Origin of the sequence: Streptomyces sp. P9-A2 (genome assembly GCF_036634175.1) — a bacterium.
Taxonomy (GTDB): Bacteria; Actinomycetota; Actinomycetes; order Streptomycetales; family Streptomycetaceae; genus Streptomyces; species Streptomyces pratens.
On the sequence record NZ_JAZIFX010000001.1, the window covers coordinates 5491871 to 5505481 of the forward strand.

Annotated in this window: 15 protein-coding genes and 1 pseudogene; 10 read left to right on the plus strand and 6 right to left on the minus strand. The window is 70.5% G+C overall.

What is annotated here, in order from left to right:
• Nucleotides 1-65: 65 nt before the first annotated feature.
• The 3 genes from V4Y04_RS25095 (at nucleotide 66) to V4Y04_RS25105 (ending at nucleotide 2905) form a co-directional block, all read left to right on the plus strand.
• Nucleotides 66-1154: a family 2 encapsulin nanocompartment cargo protein polyprenyl transferase gene (locus tag V4Y04_RS25095; protein ID WP_332432994.1), complete on the plus strand. Its 1089-nt coding sequence runs from the start codon at nucleotides 66-68 to the stop codon at nucleotides 1152-1154.
• 195 nt (nucleotides 1155-1349) lie between these two features.
• Complete coding sequence (locus V4Y04_RS25100; protein WP_332430575.1) at nucleotides 1350-1970, plus strand: GNAT family N-acetyltransferase; 621 nt, start codon at nucleotides 1350-1352, stop codon at nucleotides 1968-1970.
• Nucleotides 1971-2245: 275 nt separating this feature from the next.
• A complete protein-coding gene (locus V4Y04_RS25105; RefSeq protein WP_443080204.1) occupies nucleotides 2246-2905 on the plus strand; it encodes a hypothetical protein in 660 nt (219 codons plus the stop codon).
• 29 nt (nucleotides 2906-2934) lie between these two features.
• On the opposite strand, the pseudogene V4Y04_RS25110 reads toward V4Y04_RS25105, so the two are convergent.
• Nucleotides 2935-3374: pseudogene (locus V4Y04_RS25110) on the minus strand (TetR/AcrR family transcriptional regulator); the annotation flags it as partial.
• Nucleotides 3375-3432: 58 nt separating this feature from the next.
• Between V4Y04_RS25110 and V4Y04_RS25115 the strand changes: the two are divergent.
• Nucleotides 3433-3942, plus strand: a complete 510-nt coding sequence (locus V4Y04_RS25115) for a GNAT family N-acetyltransferase (RefSeq protein WP_332430576.1) — start codon at nucleotides 3433-3435, stop codon at nucleotides 3940-3942.
• A 389-nt stretch (nucleotides 3943-4331) separates the two neighbouring features.
• On the opposite strand, the gene sodN is transcribed toward V4Y04_RS25115, so the two are convergent.
• A complete protein-coding gene (gene sodN, locus V4Y04_RS25120; protein ID WP_004983535.1) occupies nucleotides 4332-4727 on the minus strand; it encodes a superoxide dismutase, Ni in 396 nt (131 codons plus the stop codon).
• A 144-nt stretch (nucleotides 4728-4871) separates the two neighbouring features.
• Here sodN and sodX point away from each other — a divergent pair, with 144 nt between their 5' ends.
• Nucleotides 4872-5306, plus strand: a complete 435-nt coding sequence (gene sodX, locus V4Y04_RS25125) for a nickel-type superoxide dismutase maturation protease (protein ID WP_332430578.1) — start codon at nucleotides 4872-4874, stop codon at nucleotides 5304-5306.
• On the opposite strand, the gene V4Y04_RS25130 is transcribed toward sodX, so the two are convergent.
• Nucleotides 5210-5839: a CGNR zinc finger domain-containing protein gene (locus tag V4Y04_RS25130; RefSeq protein ID WP_332430579.1), complete on the minus strand. Its 630-nt coding sequence runs from the start codon at nucleotides 5837-5839 to the stop codon at nucleotides 5210-5212. The genes sodX and V4Y04_RS25130 overlap by 97 nt on opposite strands.
• A 102-nt stretch (nucleotides 5840-5941) precedes the next feature.
• Here V4Y04_RS25130 and V4Y04_RS25135 point away from each other — a divergent pair, with 102 nt between their 5' ends.
• Nucleotides 5942-6709 carry a class I SAM-dependent methyltransferase gene (locus tag V4Y04_RS25135; protein ID WP_332430580.1) on the plus strand — a complete coding sequence of 256 codons (768 nt, stop codon included), beginning with the start codon at nucleotides 5942-5944 and terminating at the stop codon, nucleotides 6707-6709.
• 107 nt (nucleotides 6710-6816) lie between these two features.
• Here V4Y04_RS25135 and V4Y04_RS25140 read toward each other — a convergent pair whose 3' ends face one another.
• Genes V4Y04_RS25140 through V4Y04_RS25150 form a run of 3 tightly spaced genes read right to left on the minus strand, consistent with a single transcriptional unit; the run spans nucleotide 6817 to nucleotide 9531 of the window.
• Nucleotides 6817-7590 carry an amino acid ABC transporter ATP-binding protein gene (locus tag V4Y04_RS25140; protein WP_332430581.1) on the minus strand — a complete coding sequence of 258 codons (774 nt, stop codon included), beginning with the start codon at nucleotides 7588-7590 and terminating at the stop codon, nucleotides 6817-6819.
• Nucleotides 7587-8525 (minus strand): amino acid ABC transporter permease, encoded by a 939-nt coding sequence (locus V4Y04_RS25145; RefSeq protein ID WP_332430582.1) that lies wholly within the window; start codon nucleotides 8523-8525, stop codon nucleotides 7587-7589. Before V4Y04_RS25145 ends, V4Y04_RS25140 begins: the two co-directional genes overlap by 4 nt.
• Before the next feature lie 37 nt (nucleotides 8526-8562).
• Nucleotides 8563-9531, minus strand: a complete 969-nt coding sequence (locus tag V4Y04_RS25150; protein WP_332430583.1) for an ABC transporter substrate-binding protein — start codon at nucleotides 9529-9531, stop codon at nucleotides 8563-8565.
• Nucleotides 9532-10116: 585 nt separating this feature from the next.
• On the opposite strand from V4Y04_RS25150, the gene V4Y04_RS25155 reads away from it, so the two are divergent.
• From V4Y04_RS25155 to V4Y04_RS25170, 4 genes are all read left to right on the plus strand, one after another.
• Nucleotides 10117-11355, plus strand: a complete 1239-nt coding sequence (locus V4Y04_RS25155; RefSeq protein ID WP_332430584.1) for an NAD(P)-dependent malic enzyme — start codon at nucleotides 10117-10119, stop codon at nucleotides 11353-11355.
• 245 nt (nucleotides 11356-11600) lie between these two features.
• Nucleotides 11601-12566, plus strand: a complete 966-nt coding sequence (locus V4Y04_RS25160; protein WP_332430585.1) for a zinc-binding dehydrogenase — start codon at nucleotides 11601-11603, stop codon at nucleotides 12564-12566.
• A gap of 164 nt (nucleotides 12567-12730) precedes the next feature.
• Nucleotides 12731-12940 carry an HTH domain-containing protein gene (locus tag V4Y04_RS25165; RefSeq protein ID WP_332430586.1) on the plus strand — a complete coding sequence of 70 codons (210 nt, stop codon included), beginning with the start codon at nucleotides 12731-12733 and terminating at the stop codon, nucleotides 12938-12940.
• Nucleotides 12940-13506 (plus strand): Clp protease N-terminal domain-containing protein, encoded by a 567-nt coding sequence (locus V4Y04_RS25170; protein ID WP_332430587.1) that lies wholly within the window; start codon nucleotides 12940-12942, stop codon nucleotides 13504-13506. Before V4Y04_RS25165 ends, V4Y04_RS25170 begins: the two co-directional genes overlap by 1 nt.
• The last annotated feature ends 105 nt before the right edge of the window (nucleotides 13507-13611 follow it).

Below are 13611 nucleotides of genomic sequence, written 5' to 3' on the forward strand. Positions count from 1 at the left end.
CGGCGGAAGCGCCACCTCCGGTCATCCTCCGAGACGCGTCCAGAGGTGAGTTCATGACGGAGTCCATGGCCGGGCTCACGACGGAGACGGAGGACGGGCGCCCTCCCGTCGAGGGCCATGAGGCGACGACCGAGGGCCACGAGGCGACGCTTCTGCTCGAGCGGGCGCGGGCCGAGGTCGACCCGGTGCTCCGGGCCGCCATCGGCTCGCTGCCCGGCCCGCTGCGCCGGATCGCCCGCTACCACTTCGGCTGGGAGCACGCGGACGGGACTCCGGCCACCGGTGGTTCCGGCAAGGCGATCCGCCCCGCACTGGTTCTCGCCGCGGCCTGCGCCCTCGGCGGTCCCGCGGCACGGGCGACGGCCGTCCGCGCAGCCGCCGCGGTGGAACTGGTGCACAACTTCACGTTGCTGCACGACGACGTGATGGACCGGGACACCACCCGGCGCCACCGGCCCACCGCATGGACCGTGTTCGGCGATGCCGACGCGATCCTCGCAGGGGATGCCCTCCACGCCCTCGCCCTGCGGCTGCTCGCGCAGGACGCGCACCCGTCGGCCCCGGCCGCGGTGGCCCGGCTCGCGGACTGCGTTGTGGAACTGTGCGCCGGGCAGCAGGTGGACACAGCCATGGAAGGGCGCGCTCCCGACGAGGTCACCCTTGACGAGACGCTGGCCATGGCCGAGGCGAAAACGGGCGCGCTGCTCGGCTGCGCCTGCGCGCTCGGCGCGCTGTACGCGGATGCCGGGGCGGCGGACGTGGCAGCACTGGACGCGTTCGGCCGTGAGGCGGGGCTGGCCTTCCAGCTGATCGACGACGTGATCGGCATATGGGGAGATCCGCGCCGTACCGGCAAGCCCGCCGGCGCGGATCTGGCAGCCCGTAAGAAGTCTCTGCCGGTGGTTGCCGCGCTCACCTCCGGCACCCCGGCGGCGTCCGAACTCGCCGCGCTGTACGCGGCCCCGCACGCGGAGGAGGACCTGGAGCACATCGCCCTGACCGTGGAACGGGCGGGCGGCCGCGACTGGGCGCAGGCCCAGGCCGCCGACCGGATGGCCCGGGTGATGCAGGAGCTCGCCCGCGCGGTGGCGGACCCGGAGGCGGCGGGCGGACTGCTGGCCCTCGCCGAGTTCGTGACCCGGCGCACCACCTAGGCGGGACGGCCCGGGCCGCGGCGCCCCGCACTTCCCCATGGTGTGCGGGGCCCTGCGACGCCTTCTGCCTCTGCCCTGTCGCGGCAGGGCAGAGGGCTTCCGGCGGCCGGCCGTAGTCGTCCTCCCCTCGGGAGTCGTCGTCCCGATAGGGTCAACCCCCGTACGGTAGGCGAGGGTTGAGGCGGAGGGACGGACATGGGTGTGGCGATCCGGACGGCCGGGGACGGGGACCGTGAGCTGTTGGTCCGGCTCCTGGACGAGGCGTTCCAGGACGACCCGGTCAGTGGCTGGGTCTTCCCGGGCACGGAGTACCGCCGTACGACGCACCACAGGCTGATGGGAGCCTTCACCGACATCGTGCTCGCCGGGGGACGCATCGACGTCACGGAGGACGGCTCGGCGTGCGCGCTGTGGATGTCGATGCCGGCGGACGACCACGGCGCCGGGGACCCGGCGGACGACGAGGGGCCGGCGCAGGTGCGCCGGGCCGTCGACCCGGAGAACGAGAGGGTGGAGATGATCGGCCGGCTGACGGCGGACGTCCACCCCACCGGGCGGGCCCACGAGTACCTGTGGATGATCGGCGTGGCGCCCGGCCGTCAGGGCGAGGGGCTCGGTACCGCGCTCATCGGTTCGGTCCTCGACCGCTGCGACCGCGAGGGGCTGCCCGCCTATCTGGAGGCGAGCAGTGTCCGCAGCCGCCTGTTGTACGAACGCCTCGGTTTCGTCCCCGCCGGCGAGCCCCTGCCGCTCCCGGGCGGCCCTCACATGTGGCCGATGTGGCGCGAACCGTTCCCGGTCAGTGGGCAGGAGTGAGCCCTGAGCCCATTCCTGCTCACTGCGGACACCCCGAACGGTGTGGGGTGTCCTGGCGTCCTGGCCGCCCGTTCCAGCTTTGCTGGAGCAGCAGGTGAGAACCCCCGCACCCATGACCGGCCGACACCCCACCTGCCCACGCCCGAGTGGGCCCGGCTGAGCCCGAGCGGGCCGGTTTCCCGCCCTATCAGGGACGTTCGGCCCTGGCTGCCGGCGTGCGTCCCCGCTTCACTGGCCCTCGCGAGGACCGGTCGGCGAGGACTGTCAGGGGCGAGATGAGCACAACGGCGCGCGACAACCGGGCGGCAGGCGATCAGGCGCCGAGCGGTGGGGCGACGGGAGGCGGGGCAGCGGGAGGCGGGGCGGCGAAACGGGAGATCGCGGCGGTCGGGCACGCCGATCTGACCCCGCACGCACTCGCGCTGGTGGAGTCCGCGTTCCAGGAGCGGCTGAAGCAACTGGAGCAGCACGTCGAGCCGGGGCCGGTCATGGTGCGCTGCGGTGCGGGAGCACCGCTGGCGTTCGGCCGGGCGGCGAGTGCGTCGGGCCATCGCCTGGTCGTGGTCATCCCCACGCACAACGGTGTCCCCGCCATGCCGCCCCGGCGCGACCGGATGGCCACCGGTGAACTGCTGAACCTCGCCGACCAGGCGCGGCTCCTGTCGTACGACCCGAACCACCGGGATTCCTGCGTCGGCGCGGACGAGCGGATGATCGCCACCAGCGGCCTGCTCCTGGCGGTCTGGGACGGCTCCCCTTCCAACGGCCGTGACGCCACCGCCCACTTGGTGACGTACGCCCGAGCCCGGGGCATCCCCGTGGAGGTCGTGTGGCCCACGGGAGCCGAACGCGGGACGGGAGAGGCCATACCCGCCCCTTCCGCCGCCCTCCCCGTCAGAGGGCCCGCGGAACCGCCCGGCACGCACTGTTCCTGAGTCCGTTCCCCCACCCGTTTCTCCGCAGTCTCCGGCACGATCGTCGCCACGATCCGGTCCACGAATCCGTCCGGCACGCTCACCCCGGGCAGTACGCCGTCCAGGACGCCCGGCAGCGTCAGGTGCTCCAGGATCAGCCCGAGCATGGCCAGGTACAGCACCGCCACCGTCTCGTCGCCGCCCGGAAGCCCGGCGGTCCGCTGGAACTCCATGCCCTCCACGAGGTCGCCACGGACCGAGGGGCGGTGCAGGAGGCGAGCAGCCCGGGGCGCCGGGTGGCCTCCAGCCGCATCTCCAGCAGGGCCGGCCGGCCCGTGCGGTCACCGGTCGCACGCGCCATCAGGTCGTGCATGAACGCGGCGACGAGCGAGCGGTCCCGCGGCCGGGCCAACAGTTCGGCGACGACCGCGGGGCCGGGCGCGAGCCGTATGCGCAGCCCGGCGTCGATCTGGCGCAGCAGGTCACTCCGCCGAGAAGGCGCGGAATGGGATGGACATGGCTCGGTACCGTGACCGATGATCTCCGGCATGATCCGGTCCGCCACTGTGAAGGATGTCGCGGAGATCCGTGCGATGATCCGCGAACTCGCCGCGTACGAACGGGCTGTCGAGCAGGCCCGGGCGACCGAGGAGCAACTCCGCGAGGCGCTGTTCGGAGAACATCCCGCTGCTTTCGCACTGATCGCCGGTGACGACGAGACGGGCGAGGTCGTGGGCTACGCCCTGTGGTTCCCCCGCTTCTCGACCTGGACCGGCACGCGCGGCATGCACCTGGAGGACCTTTACGTCCGCCCGTCCGCCCGCGGCGGGGGACACGGCAAGGCGCTGCTCGCCTCCCTGGCCGTGATCTGTGAACAGAGGGGCTACGAGCGCTTCGAGTGGTGGGTCCTGGCCTGGAACGAGCCGACGATCGACTTCTACACGTCGCTCGGCGTGGAGTTCCTGGACGAGTGGAGGGTATGCCGGCTGAGCGGTGAGCCCCTCAGGGAACTTGCCGCCCAGGTCCCGGCCGCCCTCGACCGGACCTCGTCCCTGTAGGACGGGGATCACGCAACCTTCTGTCGCGGCAGTGAGCAAAGCCCACGGGACGCTGGAAAGGCTCGTGGCCGGACTGAACGGCCGGCAGGCCGCCCGGGCGGCTGTCGGCGTCGGCCGCGTTCCGCGGGCCCTTCGCTCAGCCGCTTGAGCGTGGGCCGGGGCATGGATCTGCGGGCGCGGGCGTCGGGCTGGTGCAGATCCGTCCTCGGCCACGCGTTCGCCGTCGTCGTTCGCCGTCGTCACACCGCGGATCCACGCGTATCCGGGGCCGGGCGAAGAAGACCGCACCCGGACCGTCAGGGACGCCGTTCTCGGCGGCCTGCGGGCCGGGTGCGGGCAGGTAGACCAGGCGATCGAAGAAACCGCAGGTCAATCGGCATGATCGGAGATCAAGCCTTCTTCGTCTCCCAGAAGATCTTGTCGATCTGGGCGATGTAGTCCAGCGCCTTCTGGCCGGTGGCCGGGTCGGTCGAGGCCTTGGCGGCCGACAGGGCCTTCAGGGTGTCGTTGACCAGCTGGTGCAGCTCCGGGTACTTCTCGAAGTGCGGGGGCTTGAAGTAGTCGCTCCACAGGACGGAGACGTGGTGCTTCGCCAGTTCGGCGCGCTGCTCCTTGATGACGGTGGCGCGGGCCTGGAAGTGAGGGTCGTCGTTGCCGGCCATCTTTTCCTGGACGGCCTTCACCGACTCTGCCTCGATGCGGGCCTGGGCCGGGTCGTACACGCCGCAGGGGAGGTCGCAGTGGGCACTGACCTTGACCTTGGGGGCAAACAGGCGGGAAAGCATGGAGCATCCTTCCTCGTGATCGTCTTCTCACAGGGGACATTACTCCGTGGAGGAGTGGATTTCGCGAGTGCCCCCGGGGGCTTAGGACAAAAGTCCGGGGTCAGACTGGGACTGGTGGAGGAAGAACCGGGGAGGTGCCGGGTGATGCCGGAGCTGTCGCAGGACGCCGAGCGGGCGGGGGCGCCGCTGCCCTTCGGGGTGGCCGAGGTGACGGGACCGTCCATGGTGCCCACGCTGTACCACGGGGACCGACTCCTGGTGCACTACGGGGCCAGGGTCGGGCCGGGGTGCGTCATCGTGCTGCGGCACCCGTTCCAGCAGGATCTGCTCGTGGTCAAACGGGCCGTAGAGCGGTGCGAGGGCGGCTGGTGGGTGCTGGGGGACAACCGGCACGCCGGCGGCGACAGCACCGACTACGGGGTGGTGCCCGACGAACTGGTGCTCGGCCGGGTCCGCCTGCGCTACCGGCCGCGCCCACCGGGTCAGCGGTCGCCGCTGGCCGTGGTGGGCTGGGCGCTTTCGGCGGCCCGGCCGGTGTTCTCCGTCCGCCCGGCCTCCAGGCGTTTGCGGGCGCGGTAGGCGGCCACGTTGGCGCGCGTGGCGCAGCGGTCCGAGCAGTAGCGCCGGGAGCGGTTGGTCGACGTGTCGAGATAGGCGTTGCGGCAGGGCGGCGCCTCGCACAGGCCGAGGCGGTCCACGCCGTGCTCGGTGAGGTGGAAGGCCAGGCCCATCGCGGCGATGGCGGCGTAGCCGGCGGTCGCGTTGGACGGATGGTCGGCCAGGTGCATGTGCCACAGCGGGCGGCCGTCGTCGTCGCGGAAGTCGTGTCCGGAGATCTGCGGGCTCACCGGGAACTCCAGCAGCAGCGAGTTCAACAGGTCGACGCCGAGCGTCTCGTCGCCCGCGTCCGCCGCCTCGAAGACCGCGCGCAGCCGGGCCCGGACGGAACGGAACCGGGTCACGTCCGCCTCGGTCGCGCGCCGTGCCGCGGACTGGTTGGCGCCGAACAGACCGCGGACGGAGTCCACCGAGGTCAGGGTGTCCGTGCCCCGGGCCGGTTCCTCGGTGTTGACGAGGCGCACGGCATAGTCCGAGTAATAGGCCAGCTGCACTTGTAGTCCTTACTTTGAAGGTCTATGGTCGTACCCGTGATCAAGTAACAGGCGATCACAGTTAAAGGGTATTACGTTTCGTGATGCGGGAGGGGCTTCACCATGACCGCGAACACCAGTACGCCCACGGTCGACTGGCAGACCTGGCAGGAGAGCTGGGACCGGCAGCAGGAGTGGTACATGCCCGACCGCGAGGAGCGGCTGCGGGTCATGCTCGACATGGTGGAGGCCGTCGTCGGCACCTCCCCGCGCGTCCTGGACCTCGCCTGCGGCACGGGGACCATCACCGCCCGGCTGCTCGCCCGGTTCCCGGACGCCACCAGCACCGGAGTCGACCTGGACCCGGCGCTGCTCACCATCGCCGAGGGCACCTTCGAGGGCGACGAGCGGGTCTCCCTCGTCACGGCCGACCTCAAGGACCCCGACTGGCCCGCCGGGCTTCCCCACGACTCCTACGACGCCGTACTGACCGCGACCGCCCTCCACTGGCTGCACAGCGAACCCCTCGCGGACCTCTACGGCCAGGTCGCGCGGCTGGTCCGCCCCGGCGGTGCCTTCATGAACGCGGACCGCATGATCGACGAGGCGACCCCCCGGATCAACGCGGCCGAGCGCGCCCGGCGTCACGCGCACATGGACCAGGCCAAGCGGAGCGGCGTCCTCGACTGGGCGGAATGGTGGGAGACCGCGGCCGCGGACCCCGTCCTCGCCGAGCCCACCGCCCGCCGCTTCGAGATCTACGGCGAGCACGCCGACGGCGACATGCCGTCCGCCGCATGGCAGGCCCGGGTGCTGCGCGAGAAGGGGTTCGCCGAGGCCCGCCCCGTGTGGTGCTCACCCTCGGACACCCTGTTGCTCGCGCTCAAGTGAGGCCGGCCGTCCACAGGGACCATATGGGCGGGGGCGGTACGGATGACCTCCGTACCGCCCCCGAGCCCTGAGCCCAGCACACCGCGTGCGATGTGCCCCGCGCGGTGTCAGAGCACCTTGGACAGGAACGACTTCGTCCGCTCGTGCTGCGGGTCGGTCAGCACGTCCCGCGGGAGGCCGGACTCGACCACCACGCCGCCGTCCATGAAGACCAGGCTGTCGCCCACCTCGCGGGCGAAGCCCATCTCGTGGGTGACGACGACCATCGTCATGCCCGACTCGGCCAGGTCGCGCATGACGTCGAGGACGTCACCGACGAGCTCCGGGTCGAGGGCAGAGGTCGGCTCGTCGAACAGCATCAGCTTCGGGTCCATGGCGAGCGCCCGCGCGATCGCCACCCGCTGCTGCTGGCCGCCGGAGAGCTGCGAGGGGTAGTTCCTGGCCTTGTCGGCCAGGCCCACGCGCTCCAGCAGCTGCCCCGCGCGCTCCCGGGCCTGCGCCCTGCTCACGCCCCGCACCTGCACCGGCGCCTCGATGACGTTCTCCAGCGCGGTCATGTGCGGGAACAGGTTGAAGCGCTGGAAGACCATGCCGATGTCCCGGCGCTTCAGCGCGACCTCGCCGTCCTTGAGCTCGTACAGCTTGTCGCCCTTCTGGCGGTAGCCGACCAGCTCCCCGTCGACGTACAGACGTCCCGCGTTGACCTTCTCGAGGTGGTTGATACACCTCAGGAAGGTGGACTTGCCGGAGCCGGAGGGGCCGATGAGGCAGAACACCTCGCCGGACTTCACCTCCAGGTCGATGCCCTTGAGGACCTCCACGGGACCGAAGGACTTGTGGACGCCCTCGGCCTTGACCATGGCGGGGGAGGACTGGTTCATACCGTGACTCCCTTCGGGCGGCGCGTGGGAAGCACCGCGGCCTTGAGACGCTGCAGCGGTGTCGGAGGCAGGGAATGGCTCGAACCGCGGGCGTAGTACCGCTCGACGTAGTACTGCCCGACGCTCAGGATCGAGGTCATGATCAGGTACCAGGCGGCGGCCAGGAAGTACATCTCCACCGGCGAGCCCGCGTTCTGGCCGATGTCCTGCGCCTCCTTGAAGAGGTCGTAGAACTGCACCGCCGAGACGAGCGAGGTCGTCTTCAGCATGTTGATCACTTCGTTGCCGGTCGGCGGCACGATGACGCGCATGGCCTGCGGGATGACGATCCGGCGGAGGGTCTTCGTGTGGCTCATGCCCAGGGCGTGCGACGCCTCGGTCTGTCCCTCGTCGACCGAGAGCAGGCCGGCGCGGCAGATCTCGGCCATGTAGGCGGCCTCGTTGAGCCCCAGGCCGAGCAGCGCCGCCAGCAGCGGCGTCATGAAGGACGACCAGTAGTCCTTGTAGAACGGGCCCATGTTGATGTACTCGAACACCAGGCCGAGGTTGAACCAGACGAAGAGCTGGACCAGGACCGGTGTGCCGCGGAAGAACCAGATGTAGAACCACGCGATCGACGACGTCACCGGGTTCTTCGACAGGCGCATCACGGCGAGCAGGATGCCTCCGGCGATGCCGATCACCATCGACAGCACCGTGAGGAGCAGGGTGTTCAGGACGCCGTCGATGATGCGGTCGTCGAAGAAGTACTCGGGGATCGCATCCCAGTTGATCTTGCCTTGGGCGAAGGCGTAGATGACCGAGCCCAGAAGGAAGAGCGCGACGGCCGCGGACACGTACCGCCCCGGGTGCCGGACCGGAACGGCCTTGATGGCCTCCGGCCCGGCGGGGGGCGTCGCGTCGGGGCCGGCCGTCTTGTTGACGTCAGCAGTCACGAATGGAGCCTTTCAGAGCCGCGTCGAACGGGCCGGTTCAGGAGCCGCCGTTGATCTTGGCCTCGGTGATCGCGCCGTCTTCGACGCCCCACTTCTCGACGATCTTCTTGTACTCGCCGCTGTCGATGACCGCCTGGACCGCCGCCTGCAGGGCGTCGCGCAGCTCGGTGTTGTCCTTGGCGACGGCGATGCCGTACGGGCCCGCCTCGACCTGGTCGCCGACGACCTCGAAGTACTCGCCGCCGCCGGAGTTCTTCACGGAGTACGCGGCGATCGGGAAGTCGGCGGAGACGACGTTCGCGCCCTTGGAGCGCATCCGGGTCTCGGCCTCGGGGTTGGTCGCGAAGTCCTCGATCTTCAGCGTCTTCTTGCCGTCCTCCACGCACTTCTTCGCCTGGTCCTTGGCGAGGTCGTGGGAGAAGGTGTTGCGCTGGACCGCCATGGTCTTGCCGCACAGGTCGTCCCAGGTCTTGATGCCCTGGTCGTCGCCCTTGTTGGTGTAGAGCGAAACGCCCGCTATGAAGTAGTCGACGAAGTCGACGCCGGCACCGACCTTCTTGCCGGTGTCGGCGTCGATGCCCTCCTGGCGGTCCTTGGTGTCGGTCATGGCCGACATCGCGATGTCGTAGCGCTTGGACGCGAGACCGCCCACGAGGGTGTCGAACGTGCCGTTCTGGAACTCGAACTTCACGCCGAGCTCCTTGCCCATGGCGTTCGCGAGGTCCGGGTCGATGCCGACCGTGTTGCCGGAGTCGTCCTTGAACTCGACCGGGGCGTACGCGATGTCCGAGCCGACCTTGATGACGCCCTTGTCGCGTATCGACTTGGGCAGCTTGTCGGCCAGCGGGGCGGTGCTGCTGGACGCGGTGTCGCCGCTGTCCGAGCCGTTGTCCTTGGTCTGGTCACCGCAGCCGGTGACGAGCAGGGAGCCTGCGACCGCGATCGCGCCCACCGCTGCCAGTCGGGACTTGGCGGCGAGGGAGCGACGGGTGATACGTGCGGTCATGGTGGTTCCTCCGGCGGAAGGGTGGGATGCCGATGGGGTCGGCCACTGCCGATGGGGATCGGCAGTGCCGCAGGTCGACGGGAGCACACGTCTTCGAGTGTCGCGACCTCGTGTGATTACCGCATCTTGCCATTCGGACTGCGCCGCTCAGAGGGCTCGCCATGTCAAAATCGGATAACAGGTGACGCTCGAACCGCACGCATCCGCTCCACCATGGCCGGACAGTCTGCGGGATTACGCCATTACGGCCGGAAGATCTCTGGCCGTAGAGGGAGTATGGAGCGGTCGGCCGCCGGACTTGCCGGACCTTGAGCACTTGCCGAGTGTTCGTCCGGGTCTTGTCCTGAAAACGGTCGATGGGTCCTGGCACCCGCGTGTGACCTATGCGTTATGGACTCGTCGCCGAAGGCGTCGGTCCGGTAAGAAGGTGCTTTACACCCCTCATCCGGGGATCTAGGGCGCGTGTGCGGCGCGCCCGTCGCGTCCGAGCCCGTCGCATCAACCCACCGGGCTCTGCGCGGTCCCGCCCGCTCCTCACCCGGAGCGGCAACCCTCAAACCATGATCGATTAAGGGGTACAACCAAGTGGCAGCGGAGATTGTGAATCCTCGCAGCGACAGCGAAGGCCGGACCGGTCATACCGAGCAGGACGGCGGGGCGGAGCCCCTCGAGTCCTTCGACCCGGCATTCGCGCTGCACCGCGGCGGCAAGATGGCTGTGCAAGCCACCGTGCCGCTCCGTGACCGGGACGACCTGTCCCTGGCGTACACACCCGGCGTCGCGAAAGTGTGCAGCGCGATCGCCGACCAGCCGGACCTCGTCCACGACTACACCTGGAAGTCCTCGGTCGTCGCCGTCGTCACCGACGGTACGGCCGTGCTGGGACTCGGTGACATCGGACCCGAGGCCTCCCTCCCGGTGATGGAGGGCAAGGCCATCCTCTTCAAGCAGTTCGGCGGCGTGGACGCGATTCCGCTCGCCCTGAACTGCACCGACGTGGACGAGATCATCGAGACCGTGGTCCGGCTCGCCCCGTCCTTCGGCGGCGTGAACCTGGAGGACATCTCGGCACCCCGGTGCTTCGAGATCGAACAGCGTCTGCAGGAACGGCTGGACATCCCGGTCTTCCACGACGACCAGCACGGCACCGCGATCGTGTCGCTGGCGGCGCTGCGGAACGCGGCGCGGCTGAGCGGGCGGACCCTGGGCGAACTGCGGGCCGTGATCTCGGGCGCCGGAGCGGCCGGTGTCGCCATCGCGAAGATGCTGGTCGAGGCCGGCGTCGGCGATGTCGCGGTGGCCGACCGCAAGGGCGTCGTCTCGCGGGACCGGGAGGACCTCACGCCGGTCAAGCGCGAACTGGCGGCGTTCACCAACAAGGCGGGTCTGTCCGGATCGCTCGAGGACGCGCTGGCCGGGGCCGACGTCTTCATCGGCGTCTCCGGCGGTACGGTGCCGGAGACGGCGGTGGCGTCGATGGCGAAGGGCGCCTTCGTCTTCGCCATGGCCAACCCGGAGCCCGAGGTGCACCCGGAGATCGCGCGCAAGTACGCGGCGGTCGTGGCCACCGGGCGGTCGGACTTCCCGAACCAGATCAACAACGTGCTGGCGTTCCCCGGAATCTTCGCCGGGGCGCTGCAGGTGCGGGCCTCGCGGATCACCGAGGGGATGAAGCTGGCGGCGGCAGAGGCGCTGGCGGCGGTGGTGGGGGACGATCTCGCGCCCGACTACGTCATCCCGTCCCCGTTCGACGAGCGGGTCGCGCCGGCGGTGACCGCGGCAGTCGCCGCGGCGGCCCGTGCGGAGGGCGTCGCCCGCCGCTGAGGCGCGCGAAGGTGTGCCGGAGTCGGCCTCGTCCTCGGGTGGACGGGGCCGACTCCTTTGTGGGGGCGCTCGCCGGGCGGGGGCGGGGGCGGGGGCGGGGGCGAGGGCTTGGCGCTTGAGGGCCGGGGCCGGGCGAGCTGTGCCGGGGCGCCGGGGCGGGCCGTGCCGGGGCACTTGGGCAAGAAGGCGTGTCTCACAGCGCCGCGTTGTTCCGTCAGAGGGACGGGCAACCTATCGTCAAGGTCATGTTCGCTGTCTACGCCGCCCGAATCGACCGTGACCAGCCGCTTTCCGGTCTGGAGCTGGGGGAGCGTCCGGCTCCCGAGGCTCGTCCCGGCTGGAGCACCGTGACCGTGAAGGCCGCCTCTCTCAATCACCATGACCTGTGGTCCCTGCGGGGCGTCGGCCTCCCGGAGGACCGGCTGCCGATGATCCTCGGCTGCGACGCCGCCGGGATCGACGAGGACGGCAACGAGGTCGTCCTGCACTCCGTGATCGGACAGACCGGCCACGGGGTGGGCCCCGGGGAGCCCCGGTCGATCCTGACGGAGCGCTATCCCGGCACGTTCGCCGAGCAGGTTGCCGTGCCCACCTGGAACGTCCTGCCCAAACCGAAGGAGCTGTCCTTCGAGGAGGCGGCCTGCCTGCCCACGGCCTGGCTGACCGCGTACCGGATGCTGTTCACCAACGCCGGGGTGCGACCCGGCGACTCCGTCCTGGTGCAGGGCGCCGGCGGGGGCGTCGCCACCGCCGCGATCGTGCTGGGCAGGGCCGCGGGACTGCGGGTGTTCACCACGAGCCGGGACGAGGCGAAGCGGAAGCGGGCCCTGGAACTGGGCGCGGTGGAGGCGCTGGAGCCCGGGGCACGGCTGCCGCAGCGGGTCGACGCGGTCATCGAGACGGTGGGAGCCGCGACCTGGTCCCACTCGGTGAAGTCGCTGCGGCCCGGCGGCACGCTGGTGATCTCCGGTGCCACCAGCGGTGACCGGCCCTCGCACGCCGAACTGACCCGGATCTTCTTCCTGGAACTCAAGGTCGTCGGGTCGACGATGGGCGGCAAGGACGAACTGGAGGACCTGCTCGCCTTCTGCGCCGCCGCCGGTGTGCGGCCCGTCATCGACGAGGTGCTGCCCATGGACCGGGCCCGGGAAGGGTTCGAGCGCATGGAGGCGGGCGAGCAGTTCGGGAAGATCGTGCTCACTGCTCCGTAACCGCGCGGCGGTACACCACTCGGTCCTGCCGTCTCTCGCGGTGGGGGTTCACGGCCGGCCCGGTTTCCGGGCCGGCCGTCTGCCTGTCCACCTGCCCGCTTGCCCGCTTGCCCGCTTGTCAATCAGGGTTGACGCGCGGCATATTGTCAACGTACGTTGACGGTATGACCGAAGCAACCGATCTTGCCGAGCGGGCGGGTGACCGTGATCCGCGGGTCGGCCTGCGGGCCGTCGCCGCGCTGCGCAGACTGCTGGAGCAGTTGGAGGCCGTGCAGGTGCGCAACGCGCGCAACCACGGCTGGTCGTGGCAGGAGATCGCCAACGAGCTCGGAGTGAGCAGGCAGGCCGCGCACAAGAAGTACGGGAGGCATTGATGTTCGAACGGTTCACGAAGGATGCCCGCGCCGTGGTGAAGGGGGCCGTCGAGCAGGCCGAGGAGGCCGGAGCGCGGTATGTCGGTGCCGACCATCTGCTGCTGGCCCTGATCGACCGGGAGGGCGGCCGGGCTTCGTTCGCGCTGGCCACTCTCGGACTCGCCGAGCGACGGGACTCGGTGCGGGCCGCGGTGGGGGAGGCGCGGCGGAGAGCCGGACTGACCCAGGCCGAGACCGACGCGCTGGCCGGGCTCGGCATCGATGTCACGGAGATCGTCGCCAGGGTGGAGGACGTGCACGGCCCCGGAGCCATGTCCCGCGACGGGAGAAGCGCCGGCCGGTGGCGCTCGGGGCACCGTCCCTTCACCCGGGAGGCCAAGGACGCCCTGGCGGGCGCCCTGCGGGTCGCCACCGACCGTCACGACCGACACATCGGCGACGAACACCTTCTGCTGGCCCTGACCGTCCGCCCCGGCGTTCCGGCAGAAGCTCTCGCGGATCACGGCGTCACGTACGAGTCCCTGACGAGGGTCCTGTACGGCGACGGGGAGGCCAAGGCGGGCTGAGCGGCCATCGGGTCCGGGCCGCCGGACTGTCGGGCCGCTGGATCTCCGGATTGTCGGGCCACTGGACCGTCGGACCGCCGGGCCCATCGGGGCCGGGCCGGCGGA